A 21,239-nucleotide genomic window follows, 5' to 3' on the forward strand; every position below is an offset into this window, starting at 1 on the left:
TGTCATCGGCACAGTTGTTGTGGGAGTGGCGGTGGCATGCCACCGCCGGGGAGTCGTGACCGGCGCATCGGCGCCGATGCCGTCGGGATCGAGCCCTGTTCGCTGGGGGCACTACGCCTGTCGGTCCCACAAAGGCGGAAATGCGCACCATTCACGCGCCGCCGCGCCACGCCATTACAATCGCCCTCCGACCGCGAAGGAAATCCCCATGCTCGTCATCGGCGTTGCCGGACACGAACTCAGCGCCCGCGAACGCGACTGGCTGCAGCACGATGCCTGCGCCGGCGTGATCCTGTTCACCCGCAACTTCGCATCCCGCGAACAGGTCGCGGAGCTGTCCGCGGCGGTCCGCGAGGCCGCGCCGCGGCCGCAGCTGATCTGCGTCGACCAGGAAGGCGGCCGCGTGCAGCGCTTCCGCGACGGCTACAGCGCGCTGCCGCCGCTCGACGTCTTCGGCCGCCACCATGCGCAGGACCCACGGGGCGCACTGGCGGCCGCGCGCGAGCATGCCTGGCTGATGGCCAGCGAGGTGCGCGCCAGCGGCGTCGACCTCAGCTTCGCGCCGGTCGTCGACCTGGGGCGCGGCAACCTGGCCATCGGCGATCGCGCCTTCGCCGCGGATCCGGAGGTGGTCGCCGATTTCACCCGCGCCTACGTCGAGGGCATGCACTCGGCCGGCATGGCGGCCACGCTCAAGCATTTCCCCGGACATGGCTCGGTGCGCGAGGACACGCACTTCGACGCCGCGATCGACCAGCGTCCGCTGGAAGTGCTGCGTCGCGAGGACTTGGTGCCCTTCGTCGCCGGCATCGAAGCCGGCGCCGATGCGGTGATGCTGGCGCACGTGACCTATCCGCAGGTGGCGCCGGAGCCCGCCGGTTATTCGCCGCGCTGGATCAACGACATCCTGCGCGACGAGATGGGCTTCCGCGGCGTGGTGTTCTCCGACGACATCGGCATGGCCGCCGCGCATTCGGCAGGCGGCATCAAGGCCCGCGTCGACGCCCACCTGGACGCCGGCTGCGACGTGGTGCTGGTCTGCCATCCGGAACTGGTGGAAGAGTCGCTGGCCGCGGTGGAAGGGCGCAGCCTCAACACCATGGCGCTGACCGGCCTGATCGGGCGCGGCGCGCTCGGCTGGGATGGCCTGCTCGCCGATGGCCGCTACGGCAACGCGCGCGCCGATCTCGGCGGCCGCCGGGAGCGGCAGGCATGACCCCGCGCCTGGCCGACGCCCTGCGCGACGCGGAACTGATCCACGACCGTGCGACCCTGGACGCCGCGATCGCGCGCATGGCCGCGGAGATCCACGTCGACTACCGCGACGACGAGCTGCCGCCGCTGTTCGTCACCGTCATGCACGGCGGCCTGCCGTTCGCCGCGCAGCTCGCCTTCGCGCTCGGCGAGCTCGGCCTCGATCTCGAGTTCGACTACCTGCACGCCACCCGCTATCGCGGCCAGACCACCGGCTCGGGCCTGGCCTGGCTGCATCGCCCGGCCACGCCGATGCGCGATCGCCGCGTGCTGCTGGTCGACGACATCCTCGACGAAGGCCACACCCTGCATGCGGTCACCCGCTGGTGCGAGGACCAGAATGCCGAGGAAGTGCGCACGGCCGTGCTCGCGGTGAAGTTGCACGACCGTGGGCTGGAGGACATCGAGGCCGACTACGTCGGGGTGGAGGTGCCGGACCGGTATGTCTTCGGCTACGGCATGGACTACCACGAGCAGGGCCGGAACCTGCCGGCGATCTACGCGCTGGCAAAGTAGCGGATCCGCGCCGCCGTTTCCGCGAAGGTGGGAAATGCTTCACGGCAGTCCGAAGGACTGATCATCCATGGCCGTCAGACCGCGAGAGAAAAGTCCATGGATCTCCGCCTGCGCGGAGATGACAGGCAAGGTGAAGTGACGGTCGAACGGACAGGAGCAGATGAGATGAACGCAGCCCCCGAGATCGCGCTCGCCGTCATCGGCGGCACCGGCCTCTACCGCCTCGCCGAGCTGGAAGACGTCGAGACCCACCAGCCACCGACGCGCTACGGCGCCTTGTCCGGGCCGGTGCGGATCGGCACGCTGGCCGGTCGGCGGGTCGCCTTCCTGGCGCGCCACGGCGAGGAACACTCGGTACCGCCGCACAGGATCAACTACCGCGCCAACCTCGCCGCACTGCAGGCGCTGGGCGCGCAGCGGGTGCTGGCGCTCAATACCGTCGGCGGCATCGGCGAGCGTTTCGGGCCGCGGGTGCTGGCGTGCCCGGACCAGCTGATCGACTACACCTGGGGCCGGATCTCGACCCTGTGCGAAGAGCCCGGCAGCGAGGTGCTGCACGTGGATTTCGGCGATCCGTATACGCCGGCACTGCGCGCCGAGGTGCTGGCGGCTGCGCGCGCGGCGGACGTGGCGATGGTCGACGGCGGCTGCTACGGCGCGACCCAGGGCCCGCGCCTGGAGACGCGCGCGGAGATCGCGCGATTGCGCCGCGATGGCTGCGATCTGGTCGGCATGACCGGCATGCCCGAAGCCGGACTGGCGCGCGAACTCGGCCTGGACTACGCCTGCATCGCCATCGTCGCCAACTGGGCAGCGGGATGTGGAGATGCAACAGAGATCACATTTCGAGAGGTACTGGACAACGTCGAGGCGGCGTCGTCGGCGTTGCCGCCGTTGCTGCGGATGCTGCTGCAACCGCAGCGGTGATTGCATGTTGCCGCGGTTGCTTTGCATACTCGGGCTGCGTGCCCGCTTCGGGGACTCGTGGCGGCGTGCGCACCGGCATCCAGACAAGGTGGAAGGTTTATGCAATACGGCACAGTGAAGTGGTTCAACGACGCCAAGGGTTTCGGCTTCATCGCTCCCGAGGACGGTGGCTCCGACGTCTTCGTCCATTACTCCGCGATCGATTCGCAGGGCTTCAAGAGCCTGCAGGAAGGTCAGCGCGTCAGCTACGAGGTCACCCAGGGGCCGAAGGGCGCGCAGGCCACGGGCGTCACGCCGGTCGCCTGACCGGAGAGCTCGCAGATTTCCGCCGGCCCCGCGCATTGCGCGGGGCTTTTTCTTGAGGGTCGTGCATGCACATCGGCATCGTCGGTTACGGCAGTGCCGGACAGGCCGCGGCGCTGCTGCTGAGCCGCGACGGACACCGCGTCGAGGTGTTCGAGCGCGTGCCGGAGCCCGGTCCGGTCGGCGCGGGATTCCTGCTGCAGCCAGTCGGACTGGAGGTCCTGTGGGAGCTCGGGCTGCTGGATCCGGCGCTGTCGCATGGTGCGCGCATCTCCCGGCTCTATGGCGAAACCGCCCGCGGCCGGCCGGTCATGGACATGCGCTACGGCGAACTGGATCCGGCGTTGTTCGGGCTCGGCATGCAGCGCGCGGCGCTGTTCTCGCTGCTGGACGCGGCCTGGCAGGAAGGACGCGTGCTGCACGCCGGTTGCGCGATCACCGCGCTCGATCCGGAGCGCGCGCAGGTGACCGATGCCGGCGGGCGCCGGCATGGCCCGTTCGACCTGCTGGTCGTCGCCGACGGTGCCGCTTCCGGGCTGCGCGGTCAGGTGCGGGCCGCGCGCATGGATCGCGCCTATCCGTGGGGGGCGCAGTGGTGCCTGGTGCCCGGGCAGGACTGGCGCTGGCCGGACGAACTGCGCCAGCGCTACGTGCGTGCCCGGCGCATGGCGGGCATGCTGCCGGTGGGCAGTCGACCCGGCGATCCGGTGCGGCGGCTGAGCTTCTTCTGGAGCACGCCGGCGGCGGCGTTCGAGGATGGCGAATGGCAGGGCGAGGCGGCCTGGCGGCGCGAGGTCGCGGAGGTGTGGCCGGAGGCCGCCGACGCCGTGCGGGTGACCACGCTGCCTGCCGGACTGGCGCAGGCGCGCTACCGCGACACCGTTCACCGCCGCTGGTTTTGCGGCCGCACGGTGCTGATCGGCGACGCCGCGCACGCGATGAGTCCGCAGCTGGGGCAGGGCGTGAACATGGCGCTGCTCGATGCGCGCGCCCTGCGCGATGTACTGCGCGAATGCCGCGATGTCGCCTCCGCGTTGCCGTTGTTCGAGCAGCGCCGACGCGCGCATGTCGACATCTACCATTTCTGGAGCCGCTGGCTGACACCGCTGTTCCAGTCGCATCACGATCGTGTCGCCGGGATGCGCGATATCGGCTTCCACCCGCTGACCCGGATTCCGGGCCTGCGCGCGCAGACCCTGCGCGTGCTGACCGGCACGCGCCGTGGCTGGTTCGGCCGGCTGCCGCTGTCGGCGCCGTTCCGGCAGCGGTTGCTGCAACTGGCCACGCAGGGGCCGGCGGCGGATGCGCCACGCGCCGTGATCACGCCTTCGACACCGGCCCCCTAGAATCGACGGCAGCCCCACCGGAGTTCCGATCATGGCAGCCAGTTCATCGCACGCGGCCGATGCGGCCCTCAACCAGCCCCCCGAGTTCGCGCCCCGTGACCTGTGGGACAGCGACCGGGTGCTGCGCGAGTCGGTGGCGCGCGAAGGCGGCGAGGCGTTCTGCGCGCATCTGGCCGACTACGGCCGCCGCGCCGGCGACGAGATCCATGCGCTCGGCTTCGACGCCAATCGCGACCGGCCGCGCCTGCGCACCCACGACCGCTTCGGCCAGCGCATCGACCGGGTCGAGTTCCACCCGAACTACCACGCGGTCATGCGCGCCGCGATCGAAAGCGGCGTCGCCGGGCTGTCGTGGTCCGATCCGCGCCCGGGCGCGCACGTCGCGCGTGCCGCATTGATCTATCTGCACCACCAGGTCGAAGCCGGTACCAATTGCCCGCTGACCATGACCCACGCCGCGGTGCCGGTGCTGCGGCGTGCGCCGGCGCTCGCCGAGTGGGCGCAGAAGGCGATCGCCGGCGCCTACGATCCCGAGGACGCGCCGATCGCCGGCAAGTGCGGTGTCACCGTCGGCATGGGCATGACCGAAAAACAGGGCGGCAGCGACGTGCGCGCCAATCTCACCCGCGCCACGCCGCTGATGGCCGACGGCGAGTACGCGCTGTTCGGGCACAAGTGGTTCTTCTCCGCGCCGATGTCCGATGGCTTCCTGGTGCTGGCACAGGCGCCCGGCGGGCTGAGCTGTTTCCTGCTGCCGCGCTGGCGACCGGACGGCACCCGCAATGCGTTCCGGCTGATGCGGCTCAAGGACAAGCTCGGCGACTGGTCCAATGCCTCGAGCGAAGTCGAGTTCGACGACGCCTGGGCATATCGCATCGGCGACGAGGGCCGCGGCGTGGCGACCATCATCGAGATGGTGATGCTGACGCGGCTGGACTGCATGCTCGGATCGGCCGCGGAAATGCGCATGGCGCTGGCGCAGGCGATCCACCATGCGCGCCATCGCGCCACCTTCGGCAAGCACCTGGTGGAACACCCGCTGATGCGCAATGTGCTGGCGGACCTGGCGCTCGAGTCCGAGGCCGCGCTCGCGCTGTCGCTGCGCGTCGCGCGCGCGGTGGACGCCGCGCCGCGCGATACCGGCGAGGCCGCCTTCGCCCGCATCGCCACCGCGATCGGCAAGTACTGGATCTGCAAGCGCGCGCCGGCATTCGTCAACGAGGCCCAGGAGTGCCTGGGTGGCAACGGCTACGTCGAGGAATCGATCCTGCCGCGGCTGTACCGGCAGGCGCCGCTGAACTCGATCTGGGAGGGCAGCGGCAACATCCAGTGCCTGGACGTGCTGCGCGCGCTGGCGCGCGAGCCGGCGAGCGCTGTGGCGGTGCTGGCCGAACTCGATGCCGCGCGCGGCCGCGATTCGGCGTTCGACGCCAGTGCCGATGGCCTGCGCGAGACCCTCGCCGATCCGGCGAACACCTCTGAATCCGACGCCCGCCTGCTGGTCGAGCGCCTGGCGCTGGCGCTGCAGGCGGCGGTGTTGCTGCACGCCGGCAGCCCGGCCGCGGAAGCTTTCTGCCGCAGCCGCCTGGGCGGCGGGCACGGGCTGGCGTTCGGCACCCTGCCGGCGGACATCGACTTCGGCGCACTGATCGACCGCGCATTCTGACCCACTCGTAGGAGCGCGCCATGCGCGCGTTGCCGCGGGTGCCGGCCGGATCCGGTGGATGCCGAGATTCCGGACCGCCGGGCGCGCCGGTCACCGGAATCCGCGGGCGGCGAAATGCCCGCGGTATCGGGCGCATGGCGCGCTCCTACGACGGTGGAGGGCAGGGTGCGGCAGAATGCGATGCTGTTCGGGCATTCCGTCTCCGAACCGCCGACAAGATGCCCGCCGACACCCGTCCTCCCGCCATCGCCCTCATGGGCCCGACCGCTTCCGGCAAGAGCGCGCTGGCGCTGGAATGGGCGGAACGCGGCGGCGGCGAGATCGTCAGCGTCGACTCCGCGCTGGTGTACCACGGCCTGGAGATCGGCGCGGCCAAACCGGACGCCGGCGAACGCGCGCGGGTGTCGCACCATCTGCTCGACCTGCGCGATCCGTGGCAGACGTACTCGGCCGCGGAGTTCGCCGAAGACGCACGCGCGGCGATCGCCGCGATCGTCGCGCGCGGCCGGTTGCCGATCCTCGCCGGCGGTACCGGCCTGTATTTCCGCGCGCTGCTGCAGGGGCTGTCGCCGATGCCGCCGGCCGACCCCGACACGCGCGCCGCGATCGCGGCCGAGGCGCAGGCGCGCGGTTGGCCGGCCCTGCACGCGGCGCTGGCCGCGGTCGATCCCGAGGCGGCGGCGCGCATCGGGCCGACCGACCCGCAGCGCATCCAGCGGGCGCTGGAGGTATACCGGCGCAGTGGCCGCCCGATCAGCGACTGGCAGCGCAGCGCCGCCGTGGCGCCGCCTCTGCCGTGCCGGGTGCTGAAGCTGGCGATCGCGCCGGACGATCGCGCCGAACTGCACGCGCGGATCGAACGTCGTTTCGACGCCATGCTCGCGGCCGGTTTCCTCGACGAAGTGCGTGCCCTGCGCGCGCTGCCGCAGCTGCGGACGCATCCGCGGCCGCTCGAGCTGCCGGCGATCCGCGCGGTCGGCTACCGGCAGGCATGGGAATACCTCGATGGCGCCGGGACCGCCGCCGGGTTCCGCGACCGCGCGATCTTCGCGACGCGCCAGCTTGCCAAGCGCCAATACACCTGGTTGCGCGGCGAGCGCGACCTGCGCTGGTTCGATCCGGCGCGCGACGGCGAAGGCCTGCGACGGACGCTGGACGCATTCCTGGCGTCGCCCTGAGCGGATCGCCGGTGCCGGTACCCGAAAAAACACGACGCCGGCACGATTTCCGCCCAACCGCGCGCAGCGATCAGCTCCGATTTGTGTAACATCGGCGTGTCGCCGCCACGGGGGAACGGGTCGGGCGATGCGGCCCATGGCCGCCCACAACAATAACCAAGCTGGGGAAACACCATGTCCAAGGGACAGTCCTTGCAGGATCCTTTCCTGAATGCGTTGCGGCGCGAGCGTGTGCCGGTTTCGATCTACCTGGTCAACGGCATCAAGCTGCAGGGCACGATCGAGTCGTTCGACCAGTTCGTCGTGTTGCTGCGCAATACCGTCAGCCAGATGGTCTACAAGCACGCCATTTCCACCGTGGTGCCGGCACGCAACGTGCGCGTCGGCCCGGGCGGCGGCCATGTGCAGGCGTCGCCGTCCGACGGCGAACCGGCGTCCGGGGACGAACCCGACGACAACGAGTAGGCCGCGCGCCGCAGTGGGCAGTGATGCGGCGCGGCTGTCGTCGCACGGTGCATTGACAATGTCCGGCCGGAGCCCCATATCGGGAAGCCTGACCGTGCCCATGGAGGCGCCGACGCGTGTTTGAACGCAGCCGCAAGGGCGAGCATGCCCTCCTGATCCAGCCCCACGCCGGCGGCCCGCCCGACGAGGATGCGCTGGAGGAATTCGCCGATCTCGCCCGTTCCGCCGGCGCCGCCGTGGCGGTACAGCTGAACGCGCGCATCGACAAGCCCAATCCGGCCACCCTGATCGGCAGCGGCAAGCTGGAGGAGGTGAAGGCCGCGGCCGACGCCAGCGGCGCCGACCTGATCCTGATCAACCACCCGCTCACGCCCGGTCAGGAACGCAACCTGGAGAAGGCGTTGGAGCGGCGCGTGGTCGACCGCACCGGCCTGATCCTCGACATCTTCGCCCAGCGTGCGCGCAGCCACGAAGGCAAGCTGCAGGTCGAGCTCGCGCAGTTGCGGCACATGTCCACGCGGCTGGTCCGCGGCTGGACCCACCTGGAGCGCCAGCGCGGCGGTTCGATCGGCCTGCGCGGTCCCGGCGAGACCCAGCTCGAGACCGACCGCCGGCTGCTGCAGAAGCGCGTCGAGCAGTTGCAGCGGCGGCTGGACAAGGTGGAAGTGCAGCGCACCCAGATGCGTCGTGCGCGTGTGCGCAGCGAAATGCCGCGTGTGGCCCTGGTCGGCTACACCAATGCCGGCAAGTCCACCCTGTTCAACACGCTCACCGGCGCCGGCGCCTACGCCGCCGACCAGCTGTTCGCCACCCTGGATCCGACCGTGCGCAAGATCGCGCTGCCAGGCGGCAACGCGGTGCTCGCCGACACCGTCGGCTTCGTCCGCGACCTGCCGCACGAACTGGTCGCCGCATTCCGTTCCACCCTGTCGGAGGCGCGCGAGGCCGACCTGCTGCTGCACGTGGTCGATGCCGCCGATCCGCTGCGCGGCGAGCGCATCCGCCAGGTCGACATGGTGCTGGCCGAGATCGGCGCCGGTGACATTCCGCAGCTGCTGGTGTTCAACAAGATCGACCGGCTGCCGCTGGCGGGCGCGGCGATCGACACCGGCGCCGCGACGGATGCGCATGCCGACGGAGACGGTGCCGGGACCCGCGTGCCGATGGCGCCCCGCCACGACCGCCCGCACGGCGCCGCGGCGGACGAGCCCGGGCGCGAGCGGGTCTGGATCTCGGCCCGCGAGGACCGCGGACTCGACCTGCTGCGCAATGCATTGACCGCACACCTGGGCCTGCGCCGGATCGTCGCCGACCTGGCACTGCCCGCCAGCGCGGGGCGCCTGCGCGCGCGCCTGCACGAACTCGACGCGGTACGCGGCGAACGCCACGACGAAGACGGCTGGCATCTGCGCATCGACCTGCCGCACACCGATGCCGCCCGCCTCGCGGCGCAGGCCGACGGCGCCCCCCTGCGGCCGCTGCTGGACGGTGCGGGTTGATGGGCCCTCTAGCCGCCGCCTCGGCCCGTCTTCCGTAGGAGCGCGCCATGCGCGCGATGCCGCGGGCATTTCGCCGCCGGCGAACTTCGGTGACCGGCGCGCCTGTCGGTCCGGAATCGCGGCATCCACCGGATCCGGCCGGCGCCCGCGGCATCGCGCGCATGGCGCGCGCCTGCGGCAACGGCAGCGATTCGTCAGGGCCGTTGCGGCCGATTCGCCGGGACTGCACGCGGGCTGCACCTTGCCCTCGGGCACTGCAGGCCACACATCAGTAGAATGTGCCTCCCGTGCCGTCCCCGGCGGTCGCGCGGCGCGATTCCCAGATTGGAGCAGGCATGGCCTGGAACATTCCCGGCAAGAAAAACAATGGCGGTTCGCGTGGTAGCGACCGCAACCCCTGGAAGCCCGGCGGCGGTGGCCGCGGGGGAGGCGGTGCCTTCGACGGTCTGCTGAATTCATTGCGCGGCCTGTTCGGCGGTGGTGGCGGCGGACCGCTGCGCTGGATCGGCCTCGCGCTGGTCATCTGGCTGGCCTTCAGTTCTTTCACCCTGATCGGCGAGCAGCAGCGTGGCGTGGTGCTGCGCTTCGGTCTGGCGGTGCGGGTGATGCAGCCGGGTCCGCACTTCAAGGCGCCGTGGCCGATCGAGCGCGTGGTCAAGGTCAACGCCACCAGCATCCGTACATTCAGCAACACCGTGCCGGTGCTGACCCGCGACGAGAACATCGTGGTGGTCTCGCTCAACGTGCAGTACCGGGTCGGTGATCCCGAACTGTTCCTGTTCGGTACCCGCGATGCCGCCCGCGTGCTCGAGCAGGTCGCCCAGGGCGTGGTGCGCGAGCAGGTCGGCCGCTCCGACCTGGACACCGTGCTCGGCGCACGTGGCCCGCTGTCGGCGCTGGCCGCCAAGCAGCTGCAGGATTCGCTCGACATCTACCGCACGGGCCTGATCGTCACCGAACTCAACCTGCAGGACGCGCGCCCGCCGGAAGAGGTGAAGCCTGCCTTCGATGCGGTCAACAGCGCGCAGCAGGTGCAGGAAAGCCTGGTCAATGAGGCTCGCGCCTACGCGGCCAAGATCGTGCCCGAGGCGCGCGGCGAGGCCTCCCGTACCCGGACCGTGGCCGAAGGCTACAAGACCGCCGCCATCGCCCGCGCCACCGGTGACGCCGCCCGTTTCTCGCTGCTGCTCGACGCGTACCGCAGTGCGCCCGACGTCACCCGCAAGCGCCTGTGGCTGGAGACGGTGCAGCAGGTGCTGTCCGACAACCGCAAGGTGGTCGGCGGCGACGGTCGCCAGCTGATCTACGTGCCGATGACCGGGCAGGGCCGCAGCGGCAGCGGCGATGCCAACAACAACAATCCCCCGGTGCTGCCAGCCGAGTTGCTCTCGCCGACGGTCGGCGCCAGCCGGGATGAGGCGGGCCAGGGCCAGCGCACTCCGCGGCCCATCCGCGGCGAAGGAGGTACGCGATGAGAATCACCACCCTGATTCCGGTCCTGATCGTCGTCCTGCTGCTGGGCCTGTTGGGTTCGGTGTACGTGGTGCGCGAAGGCCAGGTCGGCCTGGTGTTGCACCTGGGGCGCGTGTCGCGCACCGATATCGGCCCCGGCCTGCACTTCAAATGGCCGATGATCGAGACCGCGCGCGTGTTCGATCGCCGTTTCAACGCCCTCGACTTCTCGCCGGAGCGCTACCTGACCTCGGAGCGCAAGGATGTCAGCGTCGACTTCGTGGCGATCGTGTTCATCGAGGACGTCGGCGACTTCTACCGCGCCACCGCCGGCGACGAGGAGAACGCCAGCGACCGCCTGGCACCGATCATCAAGGACTCGCTGCGCAACGAGATCAACGCCCGCACCCTGACCCAGCTGGTGTCCGGCGACCGCAGCGAGGTGATCGCCCGGCAGTTGCAGTCGATCAACGAAGGCGCCAAGAACCTCGGCATGCGGATCATCGACATCCGCCTCAAGCAGATCGATCTGCCGACCGACAGCGAGGTGATCGGGCAGGTCTACAACCGCATGCGCGCCGAGCGCAACCAGGTCGCCGCGCGCCTGCGCGCCGAGGGCGAGGAGCAGGCCCGGCAGATCCGCGCCACCGCCGACCGCGACCAGGCCGTGATCCTGGCCGAGGCCGAGCGCGATGCGCAGACGCTGCGAGGCGAGGGCGATGCCGAGGCCACGCGCCTCTACGGCGAGGCCGCCGGCCGCGATCCTGGCTTCTTCGCCTTCCAGCGCAGTCTGGAGGCGTACCGGGAATCGTTCGACGACGGCAACGCGGTCATCGTGCTCGAGCGCGACGATCCGTTCCTGCAGTACATGCGCAGCGATCGATGAGCGACCTGTGGGCGGCCCTCTGCCTGGTGGCAGTGCTGGAGGGCCTGATGCTGTTCGCCGCCCCACGCGGCTGGAAGCGCGCGGCCGAACAGATGCTGGCCATGCCCGACCGCCAGCTGCGCACCATCGGCGGCATCGTCCTGGCCGCCGGCGTGGTGGGGTTGTACCTGATCCGCAGCAGCTGAGCCGCCCCCGGGCCGGTGGTCCGGTCGCGCCAGCCGCTGCCGCTCTTCGGCATCCAGCGCAAGGGTGGCATTCCCTCAGCAATCCCGGATAATGCACAAAAGCCGGACGGGCCCTTTGCCCGCCGGCTTTTTCCGTGTCCAACCCACCGTGATCCACCCCCGTAGGAGCGGCCCATGGCCGCGATACCCGCGACCCTTCCGCGCCCGCACAGGCGCGACCGGTCCGCTCCTACCGCCAGCCAGGAGTCCTCCATGGGTCAGTCAGTCGTCGTTCTCGGTGCCCAGTGGGGCGATGAAGGCAAGGGCAAGATCGTCGACTTGCTCACCGAGCGGATCGGTGCCGTGGTGCGCTTCCAGGGCGGCCACAACGCCGGCCATACCCTGGTCATCGGCGGCAAGAAGACCGTGCTACACCTGATCCCGTCCGGCATCCTGCGCAAGGACGCCCTGTGCCTGATCGGCAATGGCGTGGTGCTCAGTCCCGCGGCGCTGCGCAAGGAGATCGACGAGCTCGAGGCCGAAGGCATCGACGTGCGCTCGCGGCTGAAGATCAGTCCGGCTACGCCGCTGATCATGCCGTACCACATCGCCCTGGATCAGGCCCGCGAGAAGGCTGCCGGCGGCGCCGCCATCGGCACCACCGGCCGCGGCATCGGCCCGGCCTACGAGGACAAGGCCGCGCGCCGCGGCATCCGCGTGGCCGACCTGCATTACCCCGAGCAGCTCGCCGAGAAGCTGCGCAGCACCATGGACTACCACAACTTCGTGCTCACGAAGTTCCTGGGCGTGGAGGCGGTGGACTACCAGCAGACCCTGGACGAGGCGCTCGAATTCGGTGAGTACGTGCAGCCGATGAAGTCCGACGTGGCCGGCCTGCTGCACGACCTGCGCAAGCAGGGCCAGCGCGTGCTGTTCGAGGGCGCGCAGGGTTCGCTGCTCGACATCGACCACGGCACCTATCCCTATGTCACCTCCAGTAACACCACCATCGGCGGCGCGCTGGCCGGTAGCGGCGTGGGCGCCGACGCCATCGACTACGTGCTCGGCATCGCCAAGGCCTATGCTACGCGCGTCGGCGGCGGTCCGTTCCCCACCGAATTGCACGACGACGTCGGCAAGACGATCGCCGAACGCGGCCAGGAGTTCGGCGCCACCACCGGTCGTCCGCGCCGTTGCGGCTGGATCGACCTGGTCGCGCTCAAGCGCGCGGTGGCGATCAACGGCATCAGCGGGCTGTGCATCACCAAGCTCGACGTACTCGACGGCCTGCCGAGCCTGAAGGTCTGCATCGCCTACCGCTACCGCGGCAAGGAGACCGAGTACGCGCCGCTCGACGCCGCCGGCTGGGACGAGTGCGAGCCGGTGTACTTGGAGTTCCCGGGCTGGAGCGAGTCCACCCACGGCATCACCGAGTGGGACAAGCTGCCGCCGGCCGCGCGCGCCTACCTGCGCGCGCTGGAGGAACTGTCGGGCAGCCCGCTGGCGATGGTGAGCACCGGTCCGGACCGCGACGCCAATATCGTGCTGCAGGATCCATTCGCCTGAGGCAACGCGTATGTGGACACGGATCGTCCTGATCCTCGCCCTGGCGGCCGCGCCGGCCGCCAGGGGACAGCTCCCCGACCTGCCGCCCGTGGTTTACCCGCCGGTTGCCGAGCGCGCGGAGCGCCTGGTGGAGTTCGTGCCTGCGGGCTGGCGCCTCGAACACGCCGCCCGCGGCCGCCTCGATGCCGACGACCGCGACGACGCGCTGCTGGTGCTGCGCATGGCGCGTCCGGGCAACATCCTGCCGAACGAAGGATTCGGCCCCGACCTGTTCGACAGCAACCCGCGCATGCTGGTGGCCGTATTCGCCGCGGACGATGGCTACCGGCGCGTGATGGTCGACCACGCCCTGATCCCGCGGCCCGACATGCCGGTCTTCGACGACTACCTCGAAGACGATCCGGCCGCCGCGATCAGCATCCATGGCAACCGGTCGGTCTCGGTGCGCCTGCACAGCTGGGCCAGCGCCGGCACCTGGTTCACCCGCAACGTGGTGTTCACCTTCCGCCACCAGGACGGATGCTTCCGCCTGATCGGCTACGACGACCTGGAGGTGCACCGCGCCTCGCTGGAGAGCCGGGAGACCAGCGTGAACTACCTCACCGGCCGCGCCTGGACCCGGACCGGATCCATGGAGGAGGACACCGGCCGGCCGCGGCGCGGGTCGCGCCTAAGCCCCAACCCGGCCGTCTGCATCGGCGAGGTGGGCGACGGACTGGAATACCGGCCGCCGGTCGGGATCGATTGAGCGCCTCTCCGGCAGCCAGGCCCGCAGCCTGCCAGGCGGCGGTGTTCGCTGTGCGCGACCTGCAGCATTTCATGCGCATCAAGCCAGGGGGCGCAGCGCAATCGTCACGCAGAAGACCGCCATTGCCGCACGGTTGTGAAGGTGCCGCACACGTGATGCACGCGCCGCGCTCACCCGGCTGCCGCTAGCCTCGTTGCCGTCCCCCACGACGAGGTGCCCAATGAACGCAGATCCGCGCGAAAGCCCGAGCGAGACCGAGCAGGAAGCCCCGGCGGCCGATCGTGAACGCGGCGGCAAGGACATCCTCGAGCCGCCCATGTCGCCCCCACCCGGTGCCCGCCGGCCCAATCCGGACGATCCCGACGAGGAAATCCGCGACTACGAAGGCGCCATCGAGGGCGATCCTGGTGACAGCAGCGCCGACGAGATCGCGCCGCGGCAGCCACAAGACCGACGCGGCGACGACAAGCCTGGCGCGCGACGCGACGAAGCTCCGGACGCGCAGGCCGACGAAGCCGACATCAAGAAGAAGGCGCCGACCGATCTGCCCGGCGCGATGGGCGGCGGGCTGATAGGCGGCTGAGCCCGGCTCGCAATGAGCCCGGCTCGCGATACGAGCAGGCGTGCGCAGGCCTTGCGCAGCGACGTTTGCGGCGCTTGCGGGAGAGCAAGCACCGATCCGTGCGCGCAATGACGTGGAAAGCATTCGCACTGCACGTCGGTGCGAGGTGCGCCGGGTCGAGCATCACATCGGTGCATTGCCGGACAGGCGACAATGGACGGCCCGCCTGATCGTAATGCCCGCTCGCTTTGAGACCCGAACGCCTGTTGCCGCTGATCGTCGCGACCGCATTGTTCATCGAGAACATGGATGCCACGGCGATCTCGACCTCGTTGCCGCAGATCGCGGCGGACCTGGGCGTGGCGCCGGTGGCACTGAAGTTGGCGTTGACCACCTACATGCTGGCGCTGGCGGTCTTCATCCCGGTCAGCGGTTGGGTGGCGGACCGCTTCGGTGCGCGGCCAACCTTCATGGCGGCGATCGGGGTGTTTCTGCTCGGCTCGCTCGCCTGTGCGGCGTCGGGTTCGCTGGCCGAGCTGGTGGCGGCGCGGTTCGTGCAGGGCATGGGTGGGGCGATGATGGTGCCGGTGGGGCGCCTGGTCTTGCTGCGCAGCGTGCCCAAGGCCGAGCTGGTGCGCGCGCTGAGCTGGTTGACCATTCCGGCGCTGCTGGGGCCGATGCTGGGGCCGGTGCTGGGCGGCTTCATCACCACGTACAGCCACTGGCGTTTCATCTTCCTGATCAACATCCCGATGGGGCTGCTCGGCATCTGGCTGGCGTGGCGGCACATCCCGCTGCTGCGCTCGGCGGTCGGGCCGCTGGACTGGCGCGGGTTCGCGCTGTCGAGCCTGGGACTGGCGCTGACGATCTTCGGCTTCGCCTCGGTGGGCCGGCAACTGGTGAGCACGCCGCTGGCGCTGGGCTGCGCACTGCTGGGGCTGGTCGCGCTGGCGCTGTACGCGCTGCACGCGCGACGGCACCCGCATCCGCTGCTGCGGCTGGACCTGTTCCGGCTGTCGACCTTCCGCAACGGCGTGATCGGCGGCTCGCTGTTCCGCATCGGCATCGGCGCCACACCATTCCTGCTGCCGTTGATGCTGCAGCTGGGGTTCGGGCTCAACCCGCTGGAATCGGGCTTGATCACGTTCACCTCGGCGGCCGGCGCGATGTTCATGAAGACGGTGGCGCCGGCGATCCTGCGGCGCTTCGGCTTCCGCCGCGTCCTGGTGATCAACGCACTGATCGCCTCGGCGCTGCTGTGCGGCTTTGGCCTGTTCCGCGCGGACACCCCGTATCCGCTGATGATCGGCGTGCTGCTGGTCAGCGGCTGCTTCCGTTCGCTGCAGTTCACCAGTCTCAACGCGATCGTCTACGCCGACATCGAACCCGAGCGCATGAGCCAGGCCAGCAGCCTGGCGGCGATGGCGCAGCAGGCGTCGCTGGCCCTGGGCATCACCATCGGCGGCTATGCGCTGAGCATGGCGAGCGCGGCCACGGGTGATCCCATGGGCACGGTGACCAACTTCGGCTTCGCGTTCCTGACGGTCGGGCTGATCTCGGCCAGTTCGGTGCTGGCGATGCTGCGCCTGGCGCCCGAGGCCGGCGCGGAGATGTCCGGCCGCGCACGGCAGGGCGAGGAGATGACCGAACCAAAGCCGGTTGGGCGGCCAGGGACCTGAGCGGCGAATGGTCATGGTGCTCTTCGCTTCCCCACCGCAGACCCTGCTCGACGACGCCGAAGGCGGCGTCCGCTACTGGCCCGCCTTTGCCGGCGCGGCCGACGCCGATGCCTGGTTCCGCACCCTGTGGCAGCATGCCGACTGGCACAGCGAGCGCCGCAAGATGTACGACCGCATCGTCGACGTGCCACGCCTGCTCGCCGGCTATCGCACCGACGCCCTGCCGCCGGCACTGCCGTTGGCCGAGATCCTCGCCCGCGTGCAGGCCGTCGTGCCGGCGCCGTACAACGCCGTTGGCCTGAACTTCTATCGCGACGGCAGCGACAGCGTCGCCATGCACAACGACAAGCTGCACACCATCGTCCCCGGCCAGCCGATCACGCTGCTCTCGCTCGGCCACCCGCGCCGCATGCTGATCCGCGCCAAGGCCGGCGACCGCGGGCGCCTCGCCGTCGATCTCGCCCACGGCAGCCTGCTCGGCATGAGCCATGCCTCCCAGCTCACCCATGAGCACGGCATTCCCAAGACCGCGCGACCGGTCGGCCCACGCATGAGCATCGTCTTCCGCGTGCGGCCCGAGGCGCATCTGCCCTGACGCGGGAGAAGCCATGCCCGACAACTCCGATGCCGGGACCAATGCCGACCGACTCGCGCGGTGCTACGGGCGGCGGTCTGCAGGTGGCTGAGCCATCGAAATTCGCTTCGTCTTGACCTGCCCCCTGCTAGAGCTGGCCTGTGTTCACAATCGCAAGCCGGCAAGGGAGGCGTCATGCCCGAGAAGAAGACCATCGAGCGCGCGAAGAAGGACAAGCGCGAAGGCAAGTCCGCCAGCACGCAGGCGGGAGAGTTCGTGCGCGAGGAGATCGAGCACGTCCGCGAGGGCAAGCACGGGGCCAAGTCGACCAAGCAGGCGGTCGCGATCGGCCTGTCCAAGGCGCGCCGCGCCGGGGTGAAGGCCGGGACGCCGAAGTCGGCGTCCAAGGCGACCAAGAAGAAGGCCGCCCAGGACCGCGCCAAGGCGAAGTCCGGCGACAAGCCCTCGCCGACGCGCTCGCGCGGCGCCAAGAAGGCGCTGAAGACCGCGAGCAAGAAGACCACGGCCAAGAAGGTCGCCGGCAAGAAGGCGCTGTCGAAGCAGGCCAAGAAGGCCGCGTCCAAGCGCAGCGCCAGCAGCCGGTCGAAGGCGGCGAAGAAGGCGGCCAAAACCAAGGGCCCGAGCGTGCGCAAGGCCGCGGCCAAGAAGGCGGCGAAGACCAGGAGCAAGCAGGCCCGCAAGACGGCCGCGAAGAAGTCGACGAAGAAAGCAACGAAGAAGTCGACGAAGAAGTCGTCGAAGACGCGCAAGCGGTCGGGCTGACGGCGGCGCAGGCTGCGTCCGCCGGTATTCGCGGCGCAGGCACAGGCGGCCCGGCTGTCCGGCGGGCGATGGGCATCGCCTCCGGCTCAACCCATCCTACGGGCTGCCACCTTCAGGCGCTCCACGTGGCCCGGCGCAATGCCGCCCGCGCCAGCATCCGGGTGGAGTCCAGCGTCGGCAGCGGTGAATTCGAATCGTCCATGATCAAGGGGATTTCGGTGCAGCCGAGCACGACGGCATCGCAGCCCCAGTCCTTCAGGCGCGCGATGACCTGCCGGTGGTAGGCGACCGCTTCGGGCTTGTGGATGCCGTAGACCAGTTCCTCCATGATGATCCGGTCGATTGCGTCGCGCTCCGAATCGTCGGGGCGCATGTACGCCAGTCCGTACGCCGAGAGCTTCTCCGGATAGACATCGCCGTCGACCAGCCACCGCGTCCCCAGCAGGCCAAGGCGGTGGAACCCGCGTTGCGACGCCTCCGCCGCCACGACCTCGGCGATGTGCAGCCAAGGCAACGGCGACCGCGACTCGACGAGGGGAAGCGCCTGGTGGATGGTGTTGTCGGGGCAGATCAGGAAATCCGCGCCGATCTTCGCGAGCTTGTCCGCGGAACGAAGCATCAGTTCGCCCACGCCGTCCCAATCGCCCCGGTCGAGGAAACGCACATAGTCGGAAAGTGGCGGCGTGTGCACGGAGACCTCGGGATGCGCGTGGGCACCCAGCAGCTCCGCGCCTTCCACGCAAATGGTCCGGTAGCAGAGGGCGGCCCCTTCGGCAGAGCAGGCAACGATACCGATGTGAGCAGGCATGCGGCTTGAACTCCAGGTCAAGGCGGATTGTCAGGACATCGTACGGTGTTGATCGCCATGCACCGGCGGTCTCGTACGAAGGCGTTCGCCGACCATCCGCCTCGAGCAGGGCTTGGCATCCGGACAAGCCCTGTGTATCGCTCAGGCGGCGGACGCGGCGCTCCAGGTCTTCACGTAGGCCGGCCGCTGCTGGAAGCGCTGCAGCCATGCCTTCACGTGCGGATGCGCGTCGACGGATACGCCGCAATAGGTGCTGTAGGCGACCACGCTGGCGACGATCATGTCGGCCAGCGAGTACGCATCGCCGAGCAGGTTGGGGTGCTCGGCCAGGCGGGCGTCGAGGCGCGAGAGCAGCTTGCCGAATTCGCCCTGCGCGTGCGCGGCCAGTGGCGGGTGGTGCAGCGCCGGGTCGGCGTGCGGGCTTTGCGCGTGGTTGAGGATGTTGATCATGGTGCCGTAGGTCACGTAGGCCCACGTCGTCCACGACAGGGCGGTCAGCCGTTCGGGCGTGTCGGTAGCGGGCCACAGGCCGCGCTCGACGCCGTAGCGATCGCCCAGCCACTGCATGATCGCCACCGCCTCGAACATCGGCGTGCCGTCCACCACCAGGGTCGGCACCACGCCGTTGGGATTGAGGGCCAGGTACTCGGGCTTCTTCTGGTCGCCGGCGGCCAGGTCCAGCATCACCAGTTCGTGGGGGACGTCGAGCTCGGCCAGGGCGCAGACCACGGGGGTGGCGCTGGACATGGGGGCGGCGTAGAGGGTGAGCGACATTGCGGATGTTCCCTTGGTTGATCGGTCCCGCGGGATGCGTCTGACCGTTGCGACAAGCTAGCAAGCATTGAGGACAGATTCTGTCCTCGACCTGGGCTAGTCTTGTCCCCATGCTCGACACATCGGCCCGCCTGCTCCGCCTGCTCACGCTGCTCCAGGTCCGCCGCTTCTGGTCCGGCGCGGAGCTGGCCGAACGCCTGCAGGTCACGCCGCGCACCGTGCGCCGCGACGCCGACAGGCTGCGTACCCTCGGCTACCCGGTGCGCTCCAGCAGTGGGCTGGCGGGCGGCTACCAGCTTGGCGCCGGGGCCACCCTGCCGCCGCTGCTGCTGGAGGACGACGAGGCGCTGGCGGTCTCGCTGGGATTGCGGATGGCCGCCACCGGCACCGTCGCCGGCATGGAGGAAAGCGCGGTGCGTGCGCTGGCCAAGCTCGAGCAGGTGCTGCCGACGCGGCTGCGCAAGCGCGTTCGCGCGCTGCATGCCGCGGTCGCGCCGCTCGGCATGGCAGGCCCCCGGGTATCGTCCGAGGTGCTGACCACCCTCGGCGGCGCGTGTCGCGGCGAGCAGCGCGTGTCGTTCCGGTACCGCGCCCACGACGGCGAAAGCAGCGAGCGCGATCTCGAGCCGCACGGCCTGGTCTGCACCGGCGCGCGCTGGTACCTGGTCGGTTGGGACCTGCAGCGGCAGGACTGGCGCACGTTCCGGGTCGACCGGATCGAGGCGCGGATCGCGACCGGGCAGCGGTTCGTGCCGCGGCAGATCCCGGGCGGCGACCTGGCTGCTTACGTGTCGCGCACGGTCTCGTCCAACCCTTATCCGGTAAGGGCGCGCATCGTGCTGCACGCGCCGCTGGCGCGGATGGCCGAGGAAATCCCGCCGACGGTCGCGCGGCTGGAACGCATCGACGACGAGCGCTGCCTGCTCGAGGCGGGAGCGCACTCGCCGGAAGTGCTGGCGTATCACATCGCGCTGCTCGGGGTGGAGTTCGAAGTGCTGGATCCGCCCGAACTGGCCGAACATCTGGCCGCCATGGCGGGCCGGCTTGCGCGCGCCGCCGCACGCGCCTGATCCGTCCGTGCAGGTCGCGCCGACGCGTCTGCGTCAGGGCTGTTCGAACGCGACGGCCATGCCGCGCTTCCTCGGTCGCCTCTCCGTAGGAGCGCGCCATGCGCGCGATACCGCGGGTGTCGGCCGGATCCGGGGGATGCCGCGATTCCGGACCGGCAGGCGCTCCGGTCACCGAGATTCGCGGGCGGCGAAATGCCCGCGGCATCGCGCGCATGGCGCGCTCCTACGGAGGGTGGCAGGCCCGGGTCCGGAATGCATCGTCTCCCGGATGGGAATGCGCTTCCCGTGGATCGGGAGAAGCACCAAAAAAAGCGGCGGCCATCGGCCGCCGCTTCCAACAAGGACGCCATGTCAGTCGTCCTTGCCCTTCCCTTTGTTTTTGCCCTTGCCTTTGCCTTTGTCTTGCCCGGGTCGATCGGCGGGCTTGTGGTTCGTGTGCGATGCCGGGTGCGCGCCGGACCTGCCAGCCCTTGCACGCTGGTCCGGGCCGCGTTCGGACCAGTCCACCCGGACCGGGCGGTCGATCTCCACCGGATGCCCCCAGCGGTCGTACGTGCGGGCGGTGCCGCGCTTGAGCGCGTGGAACTCCGATGAACCGGGTTTGATGCCCAAGCGCTGGGCGACCGCGCCCCAACCCTGGCCGGGATTGCGGTCGTACTCGCGCACCACGTCCAGGCACGGCATCCCCAGCGCGTGCGCGATCGCACAGGCGTAGTAGACATCGCCCGGAGCCCAACGACGCTCATCCAGCAGTTCGAGCACTAGCGGGCGCGGCGCGCCGTAATGGGTCGTCATCTCGTCGATGAAGGGGTCGCGATAATGCCTGCCGTAGTCGTTGATCTCACCCAGGCGGTTGTCGACCCACACATCGCCGGTCCTGACGTTGTAGCCAACGGTTTGTGCACTGGACGCCGCCGGCAGGCCGAGGCCGATCGCCAACGCGGCGGCCAGGGTGGCATTTCTGATCGTGTGCATGGGACGCCTCCTGCATGACGGGAATACGGGTGCAGTCTCGTTGC

21 protein-coding genes and 1 pseudogene are annotated in these 21,239 nt (G+C 70.0%); 19 read left to right on the top strand and 3 right to left on the bottom strand.

Annotated features, from left to right (window positions below; translation table 11 throughout):
- The first annotated feature begins 208 nt into the window (after positions 1-208).
- The 18 genes and pseudogenes from nagZ to FXO19_RS10225 all read left to right on the top strand — a co-directional run.
- Entirely contained in the window at positions 209-1,216 is a 1,008-nt protein-coding gene (gene nagZ / locus FXO19_RS10140; RefSeq protein WP_149194975.1) for a beta-N-acetylhexosaminidase, read from the top strand.
- Positions 1,213-1,770: a hypoxanthine-guanine phosphoribosyltransferase gene (locus FXO19_RS10145; protein WP_149194976.1), complete on the top strand. Its 558-nt coding sequence runs from the start codon at positions 1,213-1,215 to the stop codon at positions 1,768-1,770. The genes nagZ and FXO19_RS10145 overlap by 4 nt, the downstream gene beginning before the upstream one ends.
- Positions 1,771-1,935: 165 nt before the next feature.
- The gene (locus FXO19_RS10150) at positions 1,936-2,697 is read left to right on the top strand and encodes an S-methyl-5'-thioinosine phosphorylase (protein WP_149194977.1); all 762 of its coding nucleotides are present in this window, start codon (positions 1,936-1,938) and stop codon (positions 2,695-2,697) included.
- 99 nt (positions 2,698-2,796) lie between these two features.
- Positions 2,797-3,003: a cold-shock protein gene (locus FXO19_RS10155; RefSeq protein ID WP_149194978.1), complete on the top strand. Its 207-nt coding sequence runs from the start codon at positions 2,797-2,799 to the stop codon at positions 3,001-3,003.
- A gap of 65 nt (positions 3,004-3,068) precedes the next feature.
- Complete coding sequence (locus FXO19_RS10160; RefSeq protein ID WP_149194979.1) at positions 3,069-4,346, top strand: FAD-dependent oxidoreductase; 1,278 nt, start codon at positions 3,069-3,071, stop codon at positions 4,344-4,346.
- A 31-nt stretch (positions 4,347-4,377) separates the two neighbouring features.
- A complete protein-coding gene (locus FXO19_RS10165; protein ID WP_149194980.1) occupies positions 4,378-6,012 on the top strand; it encodes an acyl-CoA dehydrogenase family protein in 1,635 nt (544 codons plus the stop codon).
- Between the two features lie 218 nt (positions 6,013-6,230).
- The gene (miaA, locus tag FXO19_RS10170) at positions 6,231-7,190 is read left to right on the top strand and encodes a tRNA (adenosine(37)-N6)-dimethylallyltransferase MiaA (protein ID WP_149194981.1); all 960 of its coding nucleotides are present in this window, start codon (positions 6,231-6,233) and stop codon (positions 7,188-7,190) included.
- Positions 7,191-7,364: 174 nt separating this feature from the next.
- Positions 7,365-7,655, top strand: a complete 291-nt coding sequence (gene hfq / locus FXO19_RS10175; RefSeq protein ID WP_149194982.1) for an RNA chaperone Hfq — start codon at positions 7,365-7,367, stop codon at positions 7,653-7,655.
- 116 nt (positions 7,656-7,771) lie between these two features.
- Positions 7,772-9,154 (top strand): ribosome rescue GTPase HflX, encoded by a 1,383-nt coding sequence (gene hflX / locus FXO19_RS10180; RefSeq protein WP_149194983.1) that lies wholly within the window; start codon positions 7,772-7,774, stop codon positions 9,152-9,154.
- A 335-nt stretch (positions 9,155-9,489) separates the two neighbouring features.
- The gene (gene hflK, locus FXO19_RS10185) at positions 9,490-10,629 is read left to right on the top strand and encodes an FtsH protease activity modulator HflK (protein ID WP_149194984.1); all 1,140 of its coding nucleotides are present in this window, start codon (positions 9,490-9,492) and stop codon (positions 10,627-10,629) included.
- Positions 10,626-11,492 carry a protease modulator HflC gene (gene hflC, locus FXO19_RS10190; protein WP_149194985.1) on the top strand — a complete coding sequence of 289 codons (867 nt, stop codon included), beginning with the start codon at positions 10,626-10,628 and terminating at the stop codon, positions 11,490-11,492. Before hflK ends, hflC begins: the two co-directional genes overlap by 4 nt.
- On the top strand, positions 11,489-11,677 hold the full coding sequence (locus FXO19_RS10195) for a DUF2065 domain-containing protein (RefSeq protein ID WP_149194986.1): 189 nt from the start codon (positions 11,489-11,491) through the stop codon (positions 11,675-11,677). The genes hflC and FXO19_RS10195 overlap by 4 nt, the downstream gene beginning before the upstream one ends.
- Positions 11,678-11,929: 252 nt before the next feature.
- A complete protein-coding gene (locus FXO19_RS10200) occupies positions 11,930-13,222 on the top strand; it encodes an adenylosuccinate synthase (protein ID WP_149194987.1) in 1,293 nt (430 codons plus the stop codon).
- 10 nt (positions 13,223-13,232) lie between these two features.
- Positions 13,233-13,970 (top strand): hypothetical protein, encoded by a 738-nt coding sequence (locus FXO19_RS10205; protein ID WP_149194988.1) that lies wholly within the window; start codon positions 13,233-13,235, stop codon positions 13,968-13,970.
- 220 nt (positions 13,971-14,190) lie between these two features.
- Positions 14,191-14,553 carry a hypothetical protein gene (locus FXO19_RS10210; protein ID WP_149194989.1) on the top strand — a complete coding sequence of 121 codons (363 nt, stop codon included), beginning with the start codon at positions 14,191-14,193 and terminating at the stop codon, positions 14,551-14,553.
- 245 nt (positions 14,554-14,798) lie between these two features.
- Complete coding sequence (locus FXO19_RS10215) at positions 14,799-16,211, top strand: MFS transporter (RefSeq protein ID WP_255516375.1); 1,413 nt, start codon at positions 14,799-14,801, stop codon at positions 16,209-16,211.
- A gap of 13 nt (positions 16,212-16,224) precedes the next feature.
- Positions 16,225-16,806 carry an alpha-ketoglutarate-dependent dioxygenase AlkB gene (locus FXO19_RS10220; protein ID WP_149195052.1) on the top strand — a complete coding sequence of 194 codons (582 nt, stop codon included), beginning with the start codon at positions 16,225-16,227 and terminating at the stop codon, positions 16,804-16,806.
- A gap of 174 nt (positions 16,807-16,980) precedes the next feature.
- Positions 16,981-17,493 (top strand): annotated as a pseudogene (locus FXO19_RS10225) (DNA-binding protein); the annotation flags it as partial.
- 187 nt (positions 17,494-17,680) lie between these two features.
- Here the strand turns inward: FXO19_RS10225 and FXO19_RS10230 are convergent.
- Positions 17,681-18,376, bottom strand: coding sequence for an aspartate/glutamate racemase family protein (locus FXO19_RS10230; protein WP_149194991.1), 696 nt, complete (start codon positions 18,374-18,376; stop codon positions 17,681-17,683).
- A gap of 141 nt (positions 18,377-18,517) precedes the next feature.
- Entirely contained in the window at positions 18,518-19,150 is a 633-nt protein-coding gene (locus tag FXO19_RS10235; protein ID WP_149194992.1) for a glutathione S-transferase family protein, read from the bottom strand.
- Positions 19,151-19,260: 110 nt separating this feature from the next.
- On the opposite strand from FXO19_RS10235, the gene FXO19_RS10240 reads away from it, so the two are divergent.
- Complete coding sequence (locus tag FXO19_RS10240; protein ID WP_149194993.1) at positions 19,261-20,220, top strand: helix-turn-helix transcriptional regulator; 960 nt, start codon at positions 19,261-19,263, stop codon at positions 20,218-20,220.
- Between the two features lie 351 nt (positions 20,221-20,571).
- Here the strand turns inward: FXO19_RS10240 and FXO19_RS10245 are convergent, their stop codons facing one another.
- Positions 20,572-21,195, bottom strand: coding sequence for a hypothetical protein (locus tag FXO19_RS10245; RefSeq protein ID WP_149194994.1), 624 nt, complete (start codon positions 21,193-21,195; stop codon positions 20,572-20,574).
- Positions 21,196-21,239 lie beyond the last annotated feature (44 nt).

The organism is Luteimonas suaedae (genome assembly GCF_008312895.1).
Lineage (GTDB): Bacteria > Pseudomonadota > Gammaproteobacteria > Xanthomonadales > Xanthomonadaceae > Luteimonas > Luteimonas suaedae.

Bases quoted from the DNA above. Each gene is read 5' to 3' on its own strand.
- nagZ (WP_149194975.1), top strand. From the start codon at position 209: ATGCTCGTCATCGGCGTTGCCGGACACGAACTCAGCGCCCGCGAACGC.
- FXO19_RS10145 (WP_149194976.1), top strand. From the start codon at position 1,213: ATGACCCCGCGCCTGGCCGACGCCCTGCGCGACGCGGAACTGATCCAC.
- FXO19_RS10150 (WP_149194977.1), top strand. From the start codon at position 1,936: ATGAACGCAGCCCCCGAGATCGCGCTCGCCGTCATCGGCGGCACCGGC.
- FXO19_RS10155 (WP_149194978.1), top strand. From the start codon at position 2,797: ATGCAATACGGCACAGTGAAGTGGTTCAACGACGCCAAGGGTTTCGGC.
- FXO19_RS10160 (WP_149194979.1), top strand. From the start codon at position 3,069: ATGCACATCGGCATCGTCGGTTACGGCAGTGCCGGACAGGCCGCGGCG.
- FXO19_RS10165 (WP_149194980.1), top strand. From the start codon at position 4,378: ATGGCAGCCAGTTCATCGCACGCGGCCGATGCGGCCCTCAACCAGCCC.
- miaA (WP_149194981.1), top strand. From the start codon at position 6,231: ATGCCCGCCGACACCCGTCCTCCCGCCATCGCCCTCATGGGCCCGACC.
- hfq (WP_149194982.1), top strand. From the start codon at position 7,365: ATGTCCAAGGGACAGTCCTTGCAGGATCCTTTCCTGAATGCGTTGCGG.
- hflK (WP_149194984.1), top strand. From the start codon at position 9,490: ATGGCCTGGAACATTCCCGGCAAGAAAAACAATGGCGGTTCGCGTGGT.
- hflC (WP_149194985.1), top strand. From the start codon at position 10,626: ATGAGAATCACCACCCTGATTCCGGTCCTGATCGTCGTCCTGCTGCTG.
- FXO19_RS10195 (WP_149194986.1), top strand. From the start codon at position 11,489: ATGAGCGACCTGTGGGCGGCCCTCTGCCTGGTGGCAGTGCTGGAGGGC.
- FXO19_RS10200 (WP_149194987.1), top strand. From the start codon at position 11,930: ATGGGTCAGTCAGTCGTCGTTCTCGGTGCCCAGTGGGGCGATGAAGGC.
- FXO19_RS10205 (WP_149194988.1), top strand. From the start codon at position 13,233: ATGTGGACACGGATCGTCCTGATCCTCGCCCTGGCGGCCGCGCCGGCC.
- FXO19_RS10210 (WP_149194989.1), top strand. From the start codon at position 14,191: ATGAACGCAGATCCGCGCGAAAGCCCGAGCGAGACCGAGCAGGAAGCC.
- FXO19_RS10220 (WP_149195052.1), top strand. From the start codon at position 16,225: ATGGTGCTCTTCGCTTCCCCACCGCAGACCCTGCTCGACGACGCCGAA.
- FXO19_RS10230 (WP_149194991.1), bottom strand. From the start codon at position 18,376: ATGCCTGCTCACATCGGTATCGTTGCCTGCTCTGCCGAAGGGGCCGCC.
- FXO19_RS10235 (WP_149194992.1), bottom strand. From the start codon at position 19,150: ATGTCGCTCACCCTCTACGCCGCCCCCATGTCCAGCGCCACCCCCGTG.
- FXO19_RS10240 (WP_149194993.1), top strand. From the start codon at position 19,261: ATGCTCGACACATCGGCCCGCCTGCTCCGCCTGCTCACGCTGCTCCAG.
- FXO19_RS10245 (WP_149194994.1), bottom strand. From the start codon at position 21,195: ATGCACACGATCAGAAATGCCACCCTGGCCGCCGCGTTGGCGATCGGC.